Origin of the sequence: Cellvibrio sp. KY-YJ-3 (genome assembly GCF_008806955.1) — a bacterium.
Taxonomy (GTDB): Bacteria; Pseudomonadota; Gammaproteobacteria; order Pseudomonadales; family Cellvibrionaceae; genus Cellvibrio.
Genome location: NZ_CP031727.1, coordinates 4,425,984 through 4,446,028, shown reverse-complemented (window position 1 = coordinate 4,446,028; position 20,045 = coordinate 4,425,984). Strand labels below are relative to the sequence as shown.

At 50.2% G+C, this 20,045-nt stretch carries 12 protein-coding genes; 5 read left to right on the top strand and 7 right to left on the bottom strand.

Annotated features, from left to right (window positions below):
* Window positions 1-225 precede the first annotated feature (225 nt).
* The 3 genes from D0B88_RS18760 (at window position 226) to D0B88_RS18750 (ending at window position 9,511) form a co-directional block, all read left to right on the top strand.
* Complete coding sequence (locus D0B88_RS18760; RefSeq protein WP_151059073.1) at window positions 226-7,053, top strand: starch-binding protein; 6,828 nt, start codon at window positions 226-228, stop codon at window positions 7,051-7,053.
* A 17-nt stretch (window positions 7,054-7,070) separates the two neighbouring features.
* Window positions 7,071-8,402, top strand: a complete 1,332-nt coding sequence (locus D0B88_RS18755; RefSeq protein ID WP_151059071.1) for a DUF1552 domain-containing protein — start codon at window positions 7,071-7,073, stop codon at window positions 8,400-8,402.
* Between the two features lie 98 nt (window positions 8,403-8,500).
* Window positions 8,501-9,511 (top strand): DUF1566 domain-containing protein, encoded by a 1,011-nt coding sequence (locus D0B88_RS18750; RefSeq protein ID WP_151059069.1) that lies wholly within the window; start codon window positions 8,501-8,503, stop codon window positions 9,509-9,511.
* A gap of 150 nt (window positions 9,512-9,661) precedes the next feature.
* Here D0B88_RS18750 and D0B88_RS18745 read toward each other — a convergent pair whose 3' ends face one another.
* From D0B88_RS18745 to D0B88_RS18715, 7 genes are all read right to left on the bottom strand, one after another.
* Window positions 9,662-11,029 (bottom strand): hypothetical protein, encoded by a 1,368-nt coding sequence (locus D0B88_RS18745; protein ID WP_151059067.1) that lies wholly within the window; start codon window positions 11,027-11,029, stop codon window positions 9,662-9,664.
* A 234-nt stretch (window positions 11,030-11,263) separates the two neighbouring features.
* A complete protein-coding gene (locus D0B88_RS18740; protein ID WP_151059065.1) occupies window positions 11,264-12,610 on the bottom strand; it encodes a DUF58 domain-containing protein in 1,347 nt (448 codons plus the stop codon).
* Window positions 12,611-12,785: 175 nt separating this feature from the next.
* Window positions 12,786-13,853 (bottom strand): MoxR family ATPase, encoded by a 1,068-nt coding sequence (locus D0B88_RS18735; protein WP_151059063.1) that lies wholly within the window; start codon window positions 13,851-13,853, stop codon window positions 12,786-12,788.
* Window positions 13,850-15,346, bottom strand: a complete 1,497-nt coding sequence (locus tag D0B88_RS18730; RefSeq protein ID WP_151059061.1) for a DUF4350 domain-containing protein — start codon at window positions 15,344-15,346, stop codon at window positions 13,850-13,852. The genes D0B88_RS18735 and D0B88_RS18730 overlap by 4 nt, the downstream gene beginning before the upstream one ends.
* Window positions 15,343-17,019 (bottom strand): hypothetical protein, encoded by a 1,677-nt coding sequence (locus D0B88_RS18725; RefSeq protein WP_151059059.1) that lies wholly within the window; start codon window positions 17,017-17,019, stop codon window positions 15,343-15,345. The genes D0B88_RS18730 and D0B88_RS18725 overlap by 4 nt, the downstream gene beginning before the upstream one ends.
* Window positions 17,016-18,011 carry a stage II sporulation protein M gene (locus D0B88_RS18720; protein ID WP_151059057.1) on the bottom strand — a complete coding sequence of 332 codons (996 nt, stop codon included), beginning with the start codon at window positions 18,009-18,011 and terminating at the stop codon, window positions 17,016-17,018. The genes D0B88_RS18725 and D0B88_RS18720 overlap by 4 nt, the downstream gene beginning before the upstream one ends.
* Window positions 18,012-18,050: 39 nt before the next feature.
* Window positions 18,051-18,746 (bottom strand): RDD family protein, encoded by a 696-nt coding sequence (locus tag D0B88_RS18715; RefSeq protein WP_007644828.1) that lies wholly within the window; start codon window positions 18,744-18,746, stop codon window positions 18,051-18,053.
* Window positions 18,747-19,057: 311 nt separating this feature from the next.
* On the opposite strand from D0B88_RS18715, the gene D0B88_RS18710 reads away from it, so the two are divergent.
* Together D0B88_RS18710 and lipB are read left to right on the top strand one after the other, a co-directional pair.
* Window positions 19,058-19,330, top strand: a complete 273-nt coding sequence (locus D0B88_RS18710) for a YbeD family protein (RefSeq protein ID WP_007644831.1) — start codon at window positions 19,058-19,060, stop codon at window positions 19,328-19,330.
* A 1-nt stretch (window position 19,331) separates the two neighbouring features.
* On the top strand, window positions 19,332-19,982 hold the full coding sequence (gene lipB / locus D0B88_RS18705; protein WP_225318464.1) for a lipoyl(octanoyl) transferase LipB: 651 nt from the start codon (window positions 19,332-19,334) through the stop codon (window positions 19,980-19,982).
* The last annotated feature ends 63 nt before the right edge of the window (window positions 19,983-20,045 follow it).

Here is a 20,045-nt window from a genome sequence, read left to right as displayed (position 1 = left end):
TATGGATCCGGTACGCAACAGTTGCGGGCATTACTGTGGCTGGGTAGCGGCATACTTTTGCTTAATGTTTTTCTGAAAATAATTTGCAAAACGTTGCACTGGTTGGGCGATAACTCCGCTCCACGGGTTCGTTATTCTTTAAATAATATCAATTTACATAACAATAATATTTCCAGGCTTCGCGGCGCGTAACGCCGGTCGTTTGGTTTCCTGTAGGAAGATACTATGCGTAAGTTATCAGCCTGTTTTGCGGCAAAAGGGTGGTTCACTCTTTTGTTCAGTGTTGTCGCCCTTGCTTATTCCCATGGGAGTAGCGCCCAGTGGAGCAATGCTTATTTTCGCGGTACTCCCACGGATTGGGTCGCCACTGCCATGACGAAAAACACCGCAACAGGTTTGTGGGAGACGCGACAAAATTTTGCAGGGACTAATCCGCGCTTTAAGGTTGGTCGCTATACCGACAATTGGAATGAAACCTTTCCGGCGCAAGATTTTTTAATCGCCTCTACGGGTGATTATCACATTGCTTTCAATGAAACGAGCAAGGCAATTTCTGCCGTAAAATTAGCGGCGACAGTCTCAGGCAGCAGTGTTTGTTTTAATAACCCCGGCAATTTTGCCAACCCCAGTATTTATTTCTGGGCGCCTACACCTGCGTCCAGCATGACCAATTTACCTGCCTGGCCGGGCAGGGCGATGGTCAAGATTGGCAATTATTATTGCTATGATTTGGCGAGCCATTTAACAGCGAGTGCATTGCCAACATCGCTCAGTATTATTTTTAGTAACAACGGTGCAAATCAAACCGCCAATCTCACTTTTAATGGTTCAGGTAGCGGCGCGGGTTGTTATGAAAATACCGTGTGGAAAAGTTTGCCGCAGTGCGGGTTTTATTTAGCAAATGCGGCGTCATCGTCCAGTGCGGTTTCTTCCATTGTCGCCTCCAGTGTTGCACCTTCGAGCGTGCCATCCAGTGTCGCGGCATCATCGGTAGCGACGCAAATCATTAGCGCCAATTCGATTTGTTTTAATAATCCTGCTAATTACGCAAACCCCTCACTTTATTTTTGGAACCCTGCTCCTGCAGGGGCCATTACCGCTTTGCCCGCTTGGCCCGGTAAGAGTATGACCAAGCGTGGCGTTTTTTATTGTTACGACTTTAGCGCGGACTTGGCTGCTGGTGTTATGCCAACCTCGCTGGATATTATTTTTAACAATACCGGTGCGCCGCAAAGTGCGAATTTGAAATTTACCGGCGCCGGTTGTTATGAAAATACTGTATGGAAAACTCTTGCGCAGTGCGGCTTTACCACTGCAGTGGCATCCTCCTCTGCACCGGCATCAAGCAGTGTTGCACCTGCTTCTTCAAGTGTTGCGCCAAGCTCATCCAGTCTGTCGATAGCATCGTCAAGCGTTGCACAAACCTCTTCCAGTACCCCCTCAAGCGTGGCCGCCACAAATACCACCCTGTATTTTAAAAATACCGCTAACTGGGCCAGTGTAAACGTGCATTTTTTCAATGCCGTGCCTGCGCGTACTGGCAGTGTGTGGCCGGGGCCTGCGATGGTTCGCCTTGCGAATGCACCGACAATTTACAGCTATCAATTCACGGGCGCGCTCACATCGGCGGGCATGGTGTTTAGCGCAAACGGCAACCCTAAAACGGGCGATTTAAATTTTGTCGCACCCAATAATTGTTATGACTTTGGTACTGCGTCCTGGAAAACACCGGCGGCCTGCGGCGTGCCTGCAACCCTGGTCGCTAATGCGGGGGTGGATCGCAAAGCAAATGTGAATGGTCGTCAGGCATTGTCGGCGGCAGCATCCACTGGCGATTACACGACGGCCAGCTGGACCAGTACCGCTTGGGCGGGCGCGCTGGTGGGTAAACAAGTGGTGACGCCGCCATTGACCAGTCTTGGCAATCACACGGTCACACTCACACTCACGGCTGCAAACGGCTCAACAGTGACCGATACCCTGGTGATCAATGTTGTTGCGGCGACTCAAGGTTTACCTGAGCGCCCACAATTGGCAGCGCCACTTGGCTTCCCGATTACCGGCACGGTGAGCAGCGGTAAATACCGCTTTGTGAACGCCTTCCCGGCGTTGGAATCCTTTTTCTTTTCACCGGTAATGGTGACTAACGACGGCGCCAATGATTTGGTGTACGTGGTGGATAAAGAGGGCGCGATCTACGCATTCCCCAACAAAGAATCGGTAGTGCCGGCAGAAGTGCGCAAGTTGTTGGATATCAAAACCACTGTGCTCAACAGCAACGAAAGCGGCATGCTCAGCATGGCCTTTGACCCGCACTACGCCAGCAATGGTTTTATCTACGTCTATTACATTTTTGGTGAGAGCGATAATTTCTACCCGCGCACCGATGGGATAGTGGGCGGGAAAACCGGCGATGCGATTATCGAGCGCTGGACGCTTGATAACCCGGCAAACCCAACCTCTGCTGGGTCCAAGGTCGAGCTGCTGCGCATTCCGCAACCGGGTGAGGATCACAAGGGTGGCATGATGCAATTCCACCCCACCGAGGGTTACCTCTATGTAGGCATCGGCGAGGGCGGTTATGGACATAGCGCCTTCCCACTCAACCCGCAGCCGAGCGATGCTTATCAGCGCCGCCACAACAACAGCGCGCAAGATCCGACTACCTTGCGCGGCAAATTTATCCGCATTCAGCCGCTGGCGACGCCAGTGAATGGCAAGTATTACAGCGTGCCGGCGGACAACCCTTTTGTCGGGCAGGCGGGTTATTTGCCGGAGATCTGGTCTATGGGCCATCGCAACCCCTGGCGCTGGGCGTTTGATACCGATGCCCCCTACACCCTGTGGGAAACCGAAATCGGGCAGGACACCGATCTGGCCTATGAGGAAGTAAACATCATCACCAAAGGCCAAAACTATGGTTGGCCGGTGTGTGAAGGCACCCGTAACCGTGGCACCTTGGGTGGTGCTGCCAGCAAAAATTGCCTGACGGATTATGTGCCGCCGCGCGATGGTTATGGCCGTACTTCCGGCGTGTCGATCATTGGTGGTTTTGTCTATCGCGGCACCCAATTACCGGCGCTCAATGGCAGTTTTATTTTTGGCGATTACGTGACCAAGCGCCTCTGGTCGGTGAGCAATGACGGGCAGGCGAAGAAACTGATCAGCGAAGCATTCCCTTACTACATCTCGTCGATAGGCAAGGATTTACAGAAGAACCTGCTGATCTCCAGCCACGGCCGCGAATTGGGTGGGCCATCCAGCATTTTCAAAGTGGTGGATGACGATGTCGCTACCGCGCAGATCCCGACCAAACTTTCCACCACCGGTCTGTTTGCCGATTTGGCTAACCTGATTCCGGCCCACGGCGTGATTGAGTATTCGCTCAATAGCGGCGGTTGGTTTGATGGCGGCAAAATGCGCCACTTTATCGCCCTGCCCAATAGCAGCACAACGGGCTTTGACCCGACAGCACTCTGGGACTTGCCGGTCGGCTCGGTGGTGGTAAAACACCTGGCCGTAGCCACCGCCAGCAATGCCAATAAACCCTTTACCACCTCGGTTTTGTTCCGTCAGGAAACCGGTTGGCAGGCCGCTAACTACCAGTGGAATAGCGCCGGAACTGATGCCGATTTGGTTACTGAATCGGCCGTGGTGCCGGATGGCGGCTTGGTGAGTGTGACGCGCAAAGTGGAAACCGGCAGCACCTGTGGCGGCTGTCATAAAAATGCCGAGGGTCAACTCACCCCGCTGGCGCTAAGCACCCGTCAACTCAACGGCAACTTCAATTACCAGGGCGTGACCGCTAACCAACTGACAGTGCTCAACAGCATCAACCTGTTTAGCAGCGCCATTGGCAATGCCAGCAGCTATGCGCAGTTTGCGGCGCCAACCGATAGCAACGCGAGTTTGACCGAACGCGCCAAGGCTTACCTGGATGTTAACTGCGCCCACTGTCACGCCGGTACCTCAGGCGGTATGGATTTGCGTTTTGACACCGCGCTGGAATCCATGAAGCTGGTCAACCAGAGCAACCGGGTAATTCCGGGCATTCCCGCCAATAGCAACCTTTACAAATACCAAACCGGTTCCGGTATGCGCATGCCTTTTGGCTCCACCGAAACCAATGCCCAGGCGGAAACCCTGTTCCGCAATTGGATCAATGAATTGGGTGTGGATGTAGTGCAAACCGGTGTTGCACTCAGCGCCAGTAAAACCAGCGCCGAAGTGAACGAGGTCATCGGCCTGAGTCTGGCGATGCTCTACAGCAACAGCACCCAACTGCCTGCGGTGGGTGAGGTGAGCTGGAGTTCCAGCAACCCGGCGGTGATTTCTACCCAAGGTAAAACCGGCGCCGCCATCAACCTCTCGGCATTAAGCACCGGCACGGTAACCATCACCGCGAGCAGTGACGGCTACAGCGATAGCATCACGCTGGAGGTGGTGCCGCCATCCAACCCCATCACCGCACTGACTATTGTCGGCCGTGCCAATGTGCGTTTGCTGGCAGGTGAAAAGCACCAGCTGGCACTCGTGGCTACGGCGGCAGATGGCTTGCAGGGCATGACTTCACGGGTGATTTGGACCAGCAGCAACCCACAGGTGGCGACTGTATCGGCCTTCGGTTTACTCACCGCAGGCACCGCAGCAGGTACCACCACTATTAACGCCCTCTACGGCGACCTGACTACTAGTTACACCGTGACGGGGTTGGGGCAGGGGCAGTATGTGTATGTGAAAAAGCCTGCCAACTGGGGCACAGTGTCAGCCTATGTGTGGACTAACCAAAACGGTGTAGAAACACCGCGCACTGGCCCATGGCCGGGAACTGCGCTGACCGAGGCGGCCACGGCCTATGGCGCAGGCTGGCTGCGCTTGGTGATTCCCGCCAGCTGGGCGAACACCAGCGGTGCGACCAATATTATTTTCAGCAATAACGGCGCTAACCAGACCGGCACCGGCCTTACCGTGAATCAGGCCCAGCCAAGCTGGTATGACAATGGCTGGCTGGCTGCTGAACCCGCTGCAGCTGCAGTGGAAGCAGGCACCCAGATTCAGGTCGGTAACGGCAGTGCGAGTATCGGCGCCAGCGGCAACCTGAGTGGCAAGTTGTTTGTGCCTGGTACTTTGTTGGATATCAACGCCAATCCCGCCGGCCCCGGCATGCAGTTTGTGCACTGGGAAGGTACCGGCGCGGCTTACTTGTTGGATGCCAATAGTGCCACTACCCAAATGGTGGTGGGCAATGCGCTGTCGCTGACGCTGCTGGCGGTGTTTGATGCCATCACCGATCAACATGAAGTAGCGCGCGGCCATTACCAAAGTCAGGGCTGTGTGGGTTGTCACGGTAGCGATGGTCAGACCGGCAGTTACAAGCTCACTAACCAAGCGATTGCTGGTCGCTACAACCTGCAAACATTGGCGGACTACATCGCCACCAATATGCCCAAAGACACCAATGGTGCGAGCCTTGGCACCTGTACTGGCAGTTGTGCTACCAGTATCGCCGCGATGATTTTGGCGGATGCCATACTGCCGCCCGCAGGTGTGTGTGATGCTGAAAGCCTGGACGATTTGATCCCACAAGATCGCAGTTTCCGCTTGTTATCAACGCTGGAATACAACAACTCGGTGCGCGATTTACTGGGTTTAACCACCCCTATCGATGTCACCAGTGGCCGTATTCCGGGCGACTTGCCGGTTAACGGCTTCAAAACCAACGCCAATGCGGTGTTCACCAACGACTATGCCAAAGGTTATGTACTCGCGGCAGAAGCGGCGGCGGGCATGGTGACCAACCTCTACAGCCTCGCTCCCGGTTGTAACAACGTGACTTGTTTTGTGCAGAACTTTGGCAAGCGCGCCTTCCGTCGGCCATTAAGTTCGAGCGAAGTAACCAAGCTGGTGGCACTGCACAGTGCGCAGGGCGACTTGGCCTTGCTCACGGCGATTTTGTCCTCGCCCTCCATGCTCTATCGCTCGGAAGTGGGTGTGCCAGTAGGGAACTATTACGAGCTGACCGACTATGAAGTCGCCGCCATGATCTCCTATACCTACTGGGCGACTACGCCGGATGCCACTCTTATGGCCGCCGCCGATGCTGGGCAGTTGAGTTCGCCGGAACAAATCGCCACCCGCGTGCGCAGCATGTTGCAGGATCCAAAAGCCCAAGTCGCTTTTGAGCGCTTTATTACCGGTTGGCTGGATTTGGACAAAGACATCAAAACCACCGCCATCAGTAATAGCCTCAAGGCGGACATGAAGGCCGAGACCATCGAGTTTGTAAAACGCACAGTATTTGGCGGCGGCAGTTACAAGGAATTGCTCACCGCTAACTACAGCTACATGACCCAGCAGATGGCCAACCATTACGGCCTGAACTGGCCGGGTGGTAGCGGCGTGCAGCGCGTGGATTACAGCGGCGTGAATGCCGAGCGTCGTGGGGTATTGGGGCATGCCGGTATTCTGGCGATTCAATCCGCCTCGGAGAAAACCCATCCGGTCAAACGCGGTTTGTTTGTGCGACGCAATTTGTTGTGTCAGGACTTCCCGCCACCGCCAGTGGGCGCGGAGTTAAAACCGCAGGAAGATCCAAGCCTCACCGTGCGTGAGCGGTTTGAATCCGCGCATTTGCAAGAGGGCTGCGAGTCCTGTCACCAGTACATCGACGGCATAGGTTTTGGTTTGGAAAATTACAACGCCCTTGGCCTGTATGTGAACAGCGAAACCACCGACAACGGTCTGGTAAAAGCCATCAACTCGCTGGGTGAAATAGGCAGCTTGAATTCGGCCGAGACTTATTTATCCGAGTCCGAACCTGTGACTCTGTATCACGGCATGGATGAGTTGACCGATTTGCTCGCCCAAAGCCCGAATGCGCAAGCCTGTTATGCGCGTCAGTGGTATCGCTACACTCGCGGCCAACTGGAGGAGGCGAGCGACAGCTGTACCTTGCAAGTTTTTGGTCGTGAATTCAAAACCGCCACCAATGCCAACCTGTTGGATTTGATGGTGGAATTCACTCAAACCAAAAACTACATTTTGCGCAAATAATTGCGGAGGACATCAGCATGAATATTTTAAAAAATAAAATGCAGCGTCGCGATTTCCTCCGCACGCTTGCGAAGGCCGGTTTAACCACCGCGTTCACCAGTCAGTTTATGTTGTCGGCCAATGTATTCGCCCAAGTGGGCGGCGCCAAACGGTTTGTGATGGTGTTTTACCCCAACGGTTGTGTGCGCGACAAATGGCATTCCTACAATACTGGCGCACTCGGCAGTGGCAGTTTTGATACCAGCCCGCTGCAACATTTAAACGCGCATATCAACAAAATTGTCGCGTTTAAAAATCTCAGCTACAACGGCCACGGCGGCAGTTCGGGTCACCCGGAAGCCTGTCGCGGCGTGTTCTCCGGCGGTGTCGAGCGTGCACCGTCTTTTGATGTTGCTATGGGCGAAGCATTGGGTGGTCGCCTCACCAACAATATGCATGTCGGCGTGTGGTCAAGCCGGGCGATAGGCGCAGAGTATTTGCCCTTCACCAATAAAAACGGCAATAAAATTCAAGTGTCCGACAACCCGCAACAGGTGTACGACAATTTACTCGCCGACATTGTTGGCAGCAGCAGTGGTACACCGGACCCGGAAGCGGAACGCCGCAAAAAAGTATTGGAAAGCCTGCACGAAAATTTGGATTTGTTGCAGGCCAATACCCTCAACATTAAACAGCAAGGGAAATTACTCACCCACGAAGAAGCGCTCAATTATTACCAGAGCACACTCACCGGCACGCTGGATATCGGCGGCGGCACCGGCTTTAGCCGCCCCAGCATCGGCATGACCGGCGTAAACGACGACGCGGAATTAATTGCCAAAGCGCAAATGCGCAATATCGCCATGGCATTTCAAGCAGACATTACCCGCACCGCTAGTTTTCAATTTATGGGTGCGCAGGATGAATCGTTAAAAATTAATTTCCCCAGCGTGCGCCCCTACATGGGCGATTTCGGTTCGGGCGATAAATTAAATTACAACGAAACCCGCAGCCATGTGAGTTCTCACAATGAATCCGCATTATTTGATTCACAAACCCGCTGGTACAACATGATGGTCGCCTACCTCATGGACGAACTCGCCGTTCGTCCAGATGTCGCCTACGGCGGCACACTGCTGGATAACACGCTGATATTAGTTATGTCAGAAGTCGGCGGCGGCAACCACCAACAAGAAAACCCCGGCATCTATGTCGCAGGCGGCGCCGGTGGCGCCATCCAAAACGGCAAGGCCATTGATGCAATGAATAACGGCATGTCCAACTTATATCTGGATATCGCCAAAGCCTTTGGTTTGAACTGGGGGCGGTATGGGAATAGTTATGGGGGGATTAGTGGTTTCTTGTTGTAATTATTTTTTGCAAAGTAATCAAAGAAACTATCTGTCAGTGATGATAGGTAGTTTTTTTATTTATGATCGAGTAAATTCAACAGGAATGTCGAGCAGAAATGGCGCTGAAGCTACGCGCTCACGGAAAGGGATTTATGCAAACAAAACGATTACTTACAATTTTGGTGGCTGTAAGCATAGCCGCAACATTCTTCGCGTTGCATTTTAAAGAATTTCTTAAGGAAAATTCAGAAACTAAGTCAGCACACCACTCTAATGAAACCATTCATCATGCTGGTTCTGGTGTGAATGAAAATATTGGAGAGAAAGATAAGTTTGAAAAAAAGCTATCTGATTCAATACAGCCAACCTCTTCAAATAAACACTCAAGTAGTATCGCCCTCTCGGATCTTGATAAAGAATCTCAAAAACATGCTCAGGATATCACCGAAGTATTTGAGTCAGAGCGAAAAATAAAAGATATGTCAGTTGACGATGCGCCTAGTGAGTCGTCTGAAGCACCGCTTGGAAGTGAGTTGAATCTCGATGATAAAGATAACGACCTGCCTAAAAGGCATCGTTTTATCAAGATAGATTCATTTGGAAACCGGCTTGCCGATGATGCTGAAGTTTGGTCATGTATATTCGACAACAAAACCAACCTTTTATGGGAAAGTAAAAGTGTAAGTGCGCCGGGATTATCTCACGAGTTTCGGTACCGCTGGAGTGACGACGCGTCAGGCTCGCTGTCAATAGAGGATAATCAGCGGATTGTTAGTAATTGCCCATATTTTACGGAAGATAAAACGGGTAATTTGAAAGATTGCAATATATCCATGCACAGCATTGCGATAAATTCGATGTCGCTTTGTGGCACAAATAGTTGGCATGTTCCAAGCGTATTGGAATTAGAATCTATAGTTAAATCTGGGCAACATAATCCTGCTGTTGACATTAAATATTTTCCGCTTACCCAAAGTGATTACTATTGGAGCCGGGAAGGTTTTGCTTACACGGAATATAACGCTTGGGCAATCAATTTTGCTGTGGGTAAGGTAAACGATGTTGAAAAAACGGAGTTTGTTTACGTTCGCCTTGTCAGTGATGATGCATTCATTGAATCTTTATAAATAGCTACAATCTCGGATGGAATTATGAATAACAGTAGGTAGGATTAATTTTCACTATGTGCGGATTGGTAGACTTTACAAAGGAGTACTTTTTTGATTCTTGGGGTAGATACAGCCGCTTGATTTTGTTGTCCAAGCGGCTGTATTTAGTTAGTTAGCTGTTCTTCCCTCTGATATGCCAAACTGGTGATAGTGAACTAACGCGCGAACATAGTCGCGGTTACCAAATGCGGTAGCAAGATCAGAGTATTTTGTCAGGTAACTAGCTACATAAAATGTAGCTGAAGATCTTCTTCCCTCATTCAGGCCGCTATGAATCCAGTGGTTGTGAGCTTTCAAAAACCCGGTTGTTCCAAACGCATTTTGTAAGTCTGGATAATGTGATAAGTACTGTCTCACGTTAAAACTCAGGCTAGACTGCCTCCCTTCCTTTATGCCGTAATTTTTAAAGTGCTCAATAACGTTGACGTAACTGTTTCCAAATGCAGAAACCAAGTCGGGGTTAAGTTGTAGATACTCTTTTACATTAAAGCTTGGTGAGCTAATTCTTCCTTCTTTTTTACCGTGTGTATCCCAATGCAATCTGGCTGCCTTGAAGTTCTGTCGTCCATATGCATTTGAAATATCATCATTAGCAGCTAGATAATAATCGGCGGAGAAAGTAGGCAGGTCGTCATATTCCGATGCTATTAATCCTGTGGTCCGCTCTGGTATGCAGTTTGAAATGGTTTTTGCATCAGCAACATGAACCTGCTTAAAGTCTGATTTCAAATTGTGCATGCCTGCTCTGTATACTTTGCTTATGTATGTATTGGTGTCAGTGATCTCCACTTCGTAACATTTTGGTACACTCAACAAGAAAGCGGAATCAATAAATCCGCCGCGGTTGCTGTGCACATCGTAAAATAAGGCACCATTTTTAACGTAGAAAAAATCATTTAATCGCACGTAGCGCTTGGTGGACTCGGTGGCAAAATAAGTCTCGCTAATGGCATTTCCAAAACCGGTTGGGTTGGTTACTTTAGTGAAATACAATCTTTGTTGACTGGTGTCTATTAGTGGAAAAAGCTGGGTTTTTTCTGCATTAAATATAATTGGTATATCTTTGAGTGTTTGACATTTTGTGTTTCTTCCGCTCCAGTATAATGCCAATGCTTTAATGCCATCTGTATAGCCATAGTCTCTTTTTAAATTGTACTTCCCTTCTCCAAAATATCGAGTTTTCGTTCCAGTAAATAAGCTGTTATCTGAAATAACTGCGCAATAACCATGCATAATCTCAATCTCTGGTGCACCAAACTTGGCAGGTGCTAATGGATCCAGAAATACATTTTCTCCATTTTTAGTAATACCAATTAAATGAGTGGCGGCAAAGCTATTGTCTTCATATGTTTTTGCTGAAACAACTGTTGTATCGGTGCCGTTTTTTAATATGGCGAGAGGATAATCTGCGAGACCTGTGGTAGAAAAAAGCATCGATATAGATAAAATTAAATATTTCTTAACTATTGATTTCATAAATATCCCTAAGTTGTTAATCCGAGTTAATTGCGCTGAAATAACGCCGGTGGGATTGTATCCCATAATGAGAGCTATGAAAATCCTAGTGTATAAGAGTGGTTTTTCGGTTTTTTATCAAATAAAAATTTGAAATTACTTTGGATAAAACTCGTTTCTCAGTGTGTACGAAAAAAGGCTAATAGCTATGGCTAATGCCATGCGAGTTTTTCCGTTTGGATTGCTCGTGCCAGGCTACAAAACCCCCGCCCCCTTAATTTCCCAATACGCATTCGCTACACGCACTGCTAATTCATTGGCGGTGCAGTCGATGGCGTAGATACCGGAGGAGGTTAGTTGTTGGTGGCTTTCGCTGCGCTCGTGTAAAAATTGTTGTACGCCGGCATAGTGCAGGGCGTCATCAAAATCGCGGACGGGGGTGTCGGCGAGTTTGTCCAGAATGTGTTCGCGGATGTTAACGACCATGACCAAGTGGCGTTTCTTCAGCAGGTTTACCGCGAGTAATAATTCGTTGTTGTCTTCGTCGCGGGAATTGGTGACGAGAATTACCAGTGAGCGTTTAGGTTGCAGGATGGCGAGTTTTTCGGCGGCAGTGATGTAATCTGCCGTGGCTTGGGTGGCTTGCAAATCGTAAATCCCATTGAGCAAAGTTTTTACACGCTCCACGCCTTTTTGTGGTGGAATCCAGCGGTGTTTTTTGTTGCCTTCGCTACCAAAACTGAGCAGGCTGACATTGTCGCCCTGGCGCAATGCAATATAACTGACGAGTAACATCGCATTAAGCGCGTGATCAAAATGGCTGAGTTCGTCGTCTTTGGCGCGCATGCGTCGGCCGCTGTCGATCATTAATACAATTTGCTGGTCGCGTTCGTCTTGATAATCCCGCGCCATTAATTTCTGGCGGCGCGCGGTAGCTTTCCAATCCAATTGACGCAAGCTGTCGCCCTGGCGATATTCGCGTAATTGATGAAACTCCATACCTTCACCGCGTCGCTGACGTTTTTTAATGCCCATTTGACTGGTGTGATTTTCGGTGGCGAGAATCGCGTAATTCGCAATGGCGACAAAATCCGGATAGACCTTGATGGGGGTTATGTCACCCGTCCAGTAGCGAATCGCCCAGAAACCGAGTGGGCTATAAAACTCCACCTGCGCTTGCTTAATCTGTTCTGCACCGCGCACAAGCGGGCGCAATTGATATTCGTTGCGGCTGTTGTGATTGGGTTGTAATGCAATGGTGAGTGGCAGGTTGTCGTGGTCGGCGCTATTGGGAACGCCGTCAAAAATTTTAATCTGCGTGGGCTGGGTGAAGCGATGTTTAATGCGCAGCGTTACCGGTGCCCACTTATCCACAGCGAGGTTGCCGGCGACTTCGCGAGTTATTTCTACTGGAGGCAGGCGGCGCGACAACATAAAATCCAGCAGCGCTATAATTATCAGCCCACCAAACAGCGCTGCGGGTAAATAGTCGGCCAGCCCCGTATTAAAATAACTTTTGCTGAAGGCATTAATAAAAACCGCTGCGCCCAACAGCGAAAACGCGGTAATCAATCGTGAGCTGGGAATCCATTTTCTGCGCATAAAATTTCCGGTTGGGCTGAAAATATTTTGATGTGGTATTGGTGTTAGCGGTTTTGAAATAAAGGCTTTATTTCGAAACCCTCAAGTCATGGACGACTTGAGGGAGCTGCAGGGATGTATTCATGCGTTTTCGAAATGAAGCCTTTATTTCAAGGGCGCGGATTTAAAAATCCAATTAATTCCGCGGTGCATCAACCTGCAATAAAATATTGTGCAATATCCGCTCGGCCGCTATGCCTTCAATCGCCAATTCCGGCGATAACAAAATACGGTGGCGCAGCGCGGGGATAAACATTTTTTTGACGTCGTCGGGTGTGACGAAGGTGTTGTTGCTGATTAATGCGTAGGCACGCGCTGCCGCGAGTAATGCGATACAAGCACGTGGGCCAGCGCCGCGCGCAATACCTGACCAGCTGCGGGTGGCGCGCACCAGTTTTACTACGTACTGCAGAATTTGGTCATCCACCGTAATTTGCTCGGCGATTTTTTGCAGGCTTAATACATGTGCTGGTTTTAACAGGGTGCGAATATGTTCCAAACCAAAACCGCCTTGTGCTTGCGAAGTAACCTGGCGCAACATTAATTGCTCATCGTTTTCGCTGGGGTAATCGATAATGACCTTCAACATAAAACGATCCAGCTCCGCCTCTGGCAGCGGGTAAGTGCCTTCCTGTTCAACCGGGTTTTGGGTCGCCAATACCATAAACGGCTCGCCGGTTTTAAAGGATTCTCCTTCAATCGTAATCTGACCTTCCTGCATCACTTCCAATAGCGCTGCCTGGGTTTTGGCGGGCGCGCGGTTAATTTCATCGGCGAGTAATAAATTAGTGAAGGCCGGGCCTTTGCGGATTTCAAATTCCTGCTTTGCCATATTGAACATGGCGTGACCGGTGACATCGCTAGGCATTAGGTCCGGCGTAAATTGCACACGCGAAAATTGCCCGCCAAAACATTTTGCCAAGCTGCGTACCAGCAGGGTTTTACCCAAGCCTGGAACGCCTTCGATTAATACGTGGCCGCGTGCAATCAAAGCAATTAATACTTGTTCGATAATCGCATCCTGACCGATTAATACGCGTTTTATTTCGTTTAATAAATTATTGGCCAGTGCGCTGGCTTGCTGTAAACGTTGCTGCAGGTTTTCATCGGCACCTGTTGCTGGACTGGTGGCGACATCTTGCGCATGTTCAGCATTTTGTAAATTGATATCGGCGCTTTCACTGCTATGTATTGACTCGGTCATAGTTGCTTCCTGATGGTTTGCAAATGGGCGATGGCGTTGGCAAAGTCTTGCGGTTGATGCAAATCCTCGGCATAGAGTGCGCGCTGGATTGCCGCGAGATCAATGCCGGTTAATTCCTGTAAAAATACACTGCGCTGTTGTTTGTCGGCTTGTGCTAACTGCGGATGCTGTTGCACCAGACGAGTAAAAATTTGCTGGCGCAATACAGTGAGTAATTGTGGGTGTTGCTGATTGCGCCAGAGCAACATGGCGCTGGCAAAAATATGTTCCGCCAAACTGCGGCGCGCGGTTTCCTTGTTCACAAAAATGGGCCCGAAGCGTTGGCTTTTTGCCCAGAGCCACAGCAGCAGCGCAAGCAGTGCGGCGAGTACACCATAGGGCGCGTTGCGCCACAGGATTGCGGCGAGTGAGGGCGCATCCTGATTGCTTAAAAACCACACGCGACCATTGTGGTTAGCAAGGCTCCAGAGTGCATAGGCGTGGTCGTGACAATCAATGCGGCGGTTGCTCCAAATAGTATTGTCGCTGGTAATGGTGATGCCGCCAGCGCCAACTTCAAAATAAACCATGTGCGATGTTTCTGAATCGTCGGTGCTTTTGTTGTTTTCTTCTGTGCTCACTTCCGCCGTGTTTTCCTCATCCTCTGCAAATATTTCATCTTCTGCAGTTGTTTCACTTTCGTCGTAGTCCTCATCCTCATAAAAAAATGGATCGTAACGGCTAAAGTCAAAACGCAAGGGTTTTTCTTCTTCGGCAAATTCTACTTCGTTCGGCTCATCACCCAAGTTGCAGCGATAATAGTTTTCCGGTTTATCTTCTTTTTTGGTTTTTTTAGTGGTTGATTTTTTATCGTTTTGTTTTGCTTCTTCTTTATTTTCTTGCGTGGTGCTTTCTTGTTTAGTGTTTTCTTCAGTTTCTTGTTTGGGGAGCTGCTTAGCATTTTGGCTATCAGTAGCTTCGGTTGAGTCTTCTTCTGATTCCTCCTGTTCTTCGTCATCCTTGTTATCAAAAGCGTCAAACAATGACTGCGCTAAATCCGGCACATGATCAGCGGCGGGGGTGATGCCAAAATCGCGCAGTAGTAAATCCTCTTCATCGGTGTGGGAGCCGATAAAGGGGTTTTGCGTGGAGGTAATCAGTGTGCCGCCGTTTTCAATCCACTCGTACAAACGCTCATAGCGTTCCTGGGTGAGGGTTTTATTGGCGTTAATCAGTACGATGGTATCGTCCTGCCCCAAGGGAATATTGCGCCAGCGATGGTCATCAAGCAGGCTGAGGTTTTTAATGCTGGTCGCTTGCACGCCGTGTTTACGCAAAAATATTTCGGCGGCGAGAAAATCATTTCGTTTGGCTTCGCTGGAATAACCTAAATCGATTTCTTTTTCTTCCCAGCGAAAGTTACTGATTGCCCAGTAAACCAGCCCGGCAATCACCACGGCAGCAAACGCAAGCAAGATAATAATTTGGTGCAGCGACAGGGATTTTTTACTCATTGCGCACCCGTCTTGCCAGCAACTGGCGATGTCGGTGCGACTGGTAATAGCCAACAACTATTCCACTGCAGGCAGAGCTGCTCCGCCAATGCAAATTCCGGTAGCTTGTGGCCGTAGGCAAGTTGCTGCCACGAGCGCGTTAGCTCGGCAAAATAGTCGATTTGTTGTTGCAGTATTTTCTGATGTAAATGTTGTTGCTGCGGATGCTGCGCGGCAGAGACATGATTCAGCAGGTCGCGCATAAGTTGTACACATTCACCTTCTGTATGGCCTTCGTGAATATCGGCGCCTTTATAAATTAATTGAAACAAACTGGCGCGGTAGAGTAGGGCAAGCGCTGCGCGGCTATTGCCTTGTTGCAAGAGTTGCAGGGCATTGGCACTGACATCGTCGGGCAATGACTCCTGCGTGACCTCCATACCAAATAGTGTTTGCGGTTTACTGCGCGGTACCTTGGTGGGCGCAATGCGTACAAATTGCGCTGACAACCAATGGCGGTAGCGATACACTACCAGTGCGACAAGTAGCAGCACGGCGCTCCACAAGAGTATTTCCAAACCACTGGCGAAAAAACCAAAGCCTTTGAAATCCTCAAATTCGTCAAAAAAATCGCCAAAATGTTTATCAAGAAATTCAAAAAACCAATTTTTTTCTTCCTCTTTTTCTATAAAGGTGAGCGTGCGTTTTATTTCTTTGCGACTAAATTCCGCTTGTTGCATTACCTCGGTAATCGCTTTCTGCGCTTGCTCACGGTTAATGTCCTGATAATCGCCCAGTGGTTGCTCAAGTAATTCTTGCGCACTATTTTCCGTTTGCTCTTGCGCAGCTTCCATGGTCGGCAATGGGTCATCGGCATAAGCGTGTGGTGCAGCATCGATTAACAAACAACAGCCCAGCGCGATAGCGCCGAGCAGCGAAACCAGTTGCGATGAAGCGGTGCGTTTGTTGGCAATGCGACGGAAGGCGATATCTATATCCCAGGCTTCTAATTTCACGCGGCGATTTAAATAAAGCGCAAATCCACAGGCCGTATAAAAAGGTGCGGTTAAACCCAGGGCCACATACCACAGCCCCAGTTGTAAATAAGGCAGCCACGACTTTTCCTGATTAAAAAAGAAATGTCGCCATTCGATTTCCAGTTCCTGCGGAACCATCGACCAGAGAATAGTGATCATGCCGATGGTGAGAAAAATTTCCAGCAACAGCCCGATAAAACTCAGCCAGCCGGCGGGTGTTGAATCTTCACGGTGTAATACCAATAAACGAGCTTGGCGACGTTTACCAGCAAGTCCTTCCAGTTGCAGCACCGGTAAATCCATGCAGCGCGTGGGGCTAAAGCGGCGAATCGTCAGGCTCATAAACAGGTGTTGGCGCGCGAGTTTGGTGAATTCTTTTAACGTGCTGCGTGTCGTGGGTAAATTGTTAAATACTGCGCGGCTTAGAATGTGCAACAGCGGGCGCTCGTAAAGTGGTTTAAACCACCAGAGCAATACAAAAGCGACCCAGAAATAATGTTCTGGCACCATGAGTGCCAGCGCCAAAAAAGGTGCGCTGGCGAGTAGCCAGACTTTTATCATCGGCAGCCACCAACGCTTGGCCATCAGCAAACCTAAATCCACTGCTTCCCACGCTGAGCGCGGGCGAATTTCCAGCGTGACCTGATCCAGATTCATGACGGGCTTCCCTCTGCGCGTGTATCCAGCCCGCGCCCGCTAAAGACAAAATAGCTAATGACCAAGGTCCATAAAAATCCACCGACCAGATATTTTTGCCAGGGCAATAAAATATTGTTGGAGGACCAAAAGGCTTCAATAAACGCCGCAATCACCAACATGATAATCACGCCGTAAATTAATTGGATGGCAATTTTACTCGCGCGTTTTAGCGATTCGGTGCGCGTGAGGTTGCCCGGCGCCAGCAGCGCATAACCGAGTTTCAAACCGGCGGCGCCGGAAATACAAATCGCCGTTAATTCAAAACTGCCGTGCCCCACCACAAAGGTAAAAAAAGTTTGGGTAAATTCCGCATTGGTTAAATGCCCCGCCACGGCGCCCATCAACAAGCCGTTGTAAACGAGGAAAAAAATTGAGCCGACACCAAATAAAATGCCCGAGGCAAAGGTGCGAAAACTCACGCCGATATTGTTGCGAATATAAAAACCAAACATCTGCACATTTGTGTCGGATTCGCGTGCACTGCCCAGGGTGCGGTTTTGTGGATCGTACATTTCTTCAAAACTGCTGACTTGCGCCGGTGGCGTAATGGTGTAAACCAAATCCGGCTGCCACAAAATCGCTAAATAAATAATTAGCCCAGGTACATAGAGCAATGCTGTCGCCCACCAAATATAGGATTGTTGTGCGCGCACCAAACGCGGAAAACCCGCGACTACAAAGCTGATCATTTGCTGCATAAACGGTTGTTTGCGACGATAAAGTTGTTGATGGCCGCGCACCACCAAATCGCCTAATTTATCCACCAAATGGCTGGAGTAATGGCGGTCTGTTGCCAGTGCATGTAAGTGGCAAAGGCGACGATAGCGACTGGCAAAGCTCGCCAGTTCGCCGCCGGAGAGCTGGCGATTGGGGCTTTCCAGCGCAATGATTTGCTGTTCCAGCAATTCCCATAAGGGTTGATAGGTTTGTTCAAATTGGCCTTGTTTCATCGGCTATTTTTTCCTTGGCTGAATGCTGCAGCGGTGGGCTTAGTGTTTGCCGACCATGCTGTTGGCCATTTGTTTAATGCGCGTGACCGGGTCCTGCGCGCCTATCACCGGTACTAAGAGTGCCGCGAGTTCAGCCTGGCGTTCGGCAGACAAATAATTGCTGCGCTCGGCAAAGGCGAGCAGCGCGCGCTGTTCGTCGGTGGAGAAATCGGCTGGCACCGGCAGTTGGCCGCGCACGGCAAAGTCGGTGTGTTGGGCGGTGGTTGCGTCGTACACCACCATGCTGCCGGCGGCTAAATCACCGAGGCGTTTGAATTGGCGATTGCACAGGCTGGTGATAATGCCGGTGAGGTAGAGCATGGGCAGGAAATCCACCACGCGCAGCAGATTGCGCAGCAGCGATGGCCCGAAAGTGATGGGTGTGCCGTCGTCGTTTACCACGCGAATGCCCAGCCATTTTTTGCCGGGCGTGCGACCGTTGCGTGTCACTTCAAAAAATACCGGGTAAAACCACTCCAGTAAAAACGCCAGAATCAGCGCGACTCCGGTGCCCATTTTGCCGAGCAGGGAGAGCAGGACAAACATAATCGTGGTAATCACACCGCGAATCAGAATGTCGATCAGCTGCGCTAAACAGCGCACCATAAACCCAGCGGGCGTGAGCGGCAGGAGCGCACCTTCCGGGGTTTCAATGGCGTGGCGGGTGTCGAGTAGTGGGTGCGAGTGTGATGACAAGTCTGGCTATCCTTTTTACATGTCACTGGGGCCGTATCAGCGTAGGTGATGGCTACCGTAGTTGGCGCAAAAGTTATTCTTTTTTGGCGCAAATAATTGTTTTTTTAACGCCAAGATTGGCGGCGAGCATAACGGATAAGCCTATATCTGAATAGTCAAAACCACCTTTTCCGGCTTGTTAAAGAGGATTTCGCCCCCATACTGAGGCTATAATTTGCGCCAGCTTTTATCCCTCTATTTACCAAGACAAGTACCCGCGCAAGTATCAAGGACAGCCCGTTTGCCCAACTTGTCGATAGCCGAGATACCTTATGTCAGACCAACAGCCCCCCAAAATTGAGTTTCCCTGCGAAAACTACCCCATCAAAGTGCTGGGTGAGGCAGGGCCGGATCTGCATACCTATGTGATAGAAATTATGGAGCGCCACGCGCCCGGCTTCGATCAGACGCGCATCACTATCAAAGAAAGCAGCAAAGGCCGTTACAACTCATTAACTGTGTGGATTACCGCTACAGGCGTAGAGCAGCTGACGGCAATTCACGAAGATCTGCGTATTAATCGCAGCATTAAAATGGTGATGTAACTTGGCGCAATCCTCTTTAGCGCTGGAAGTCATCAACCTCGGCCAGCAGGATTATCAAACCAGTTGGCAAGCCATGACCGATTTCACCAACCAGCGTACGCCGGAAACACCGGATCAGCTGTGGTTAGTGGAGCATCCGCCGGTATTTACCCAAGGGCAGGCCGGCAAAGCCGAGCACTTGCTGTTCCCCGGTGATATTCCCGTAGTCCAGACGGATCGCGGTGGGCAGGTGACTTATCACGGCCCCGGCCAGTTGGTGGCCTACCCGTTGCTGGACTTGCGTCGCCTGAACATCGGTGTGCGTGAGCTGGTGACTCGCATCGAGCAAACTATTATTGCCACGCTCGCGTACTACGACATTGAATCTGCCGCCAAGGCGGATGCTCCGGGCGTGTATGTGAACGGCGATAAAATCGCCTCTCTCGGCCTGCGCGTGCGGCGCGGCTGCAGTTTTCATGGCTTGGCGCTCAATGTGGCGATGGATTTAGCGCCCTTCCAGCGCATCAACCCCTGTGGTTATCAGGGCTTGGCGATGACGCAAATGAAAGATTTATTGCCCAATCCGCCCGCATTGGCGGATGTTCAAACCCAACTTGTCGCAGAATTTGCGCGGAAATTGGGTTATGAAACCTGTACAATGCGCGCCAATTAATACGCCTGAATTTTCATCATAGTGAGTTGTGAGGCAGGAATAGCCTTGTGAGACTGCCGGAGA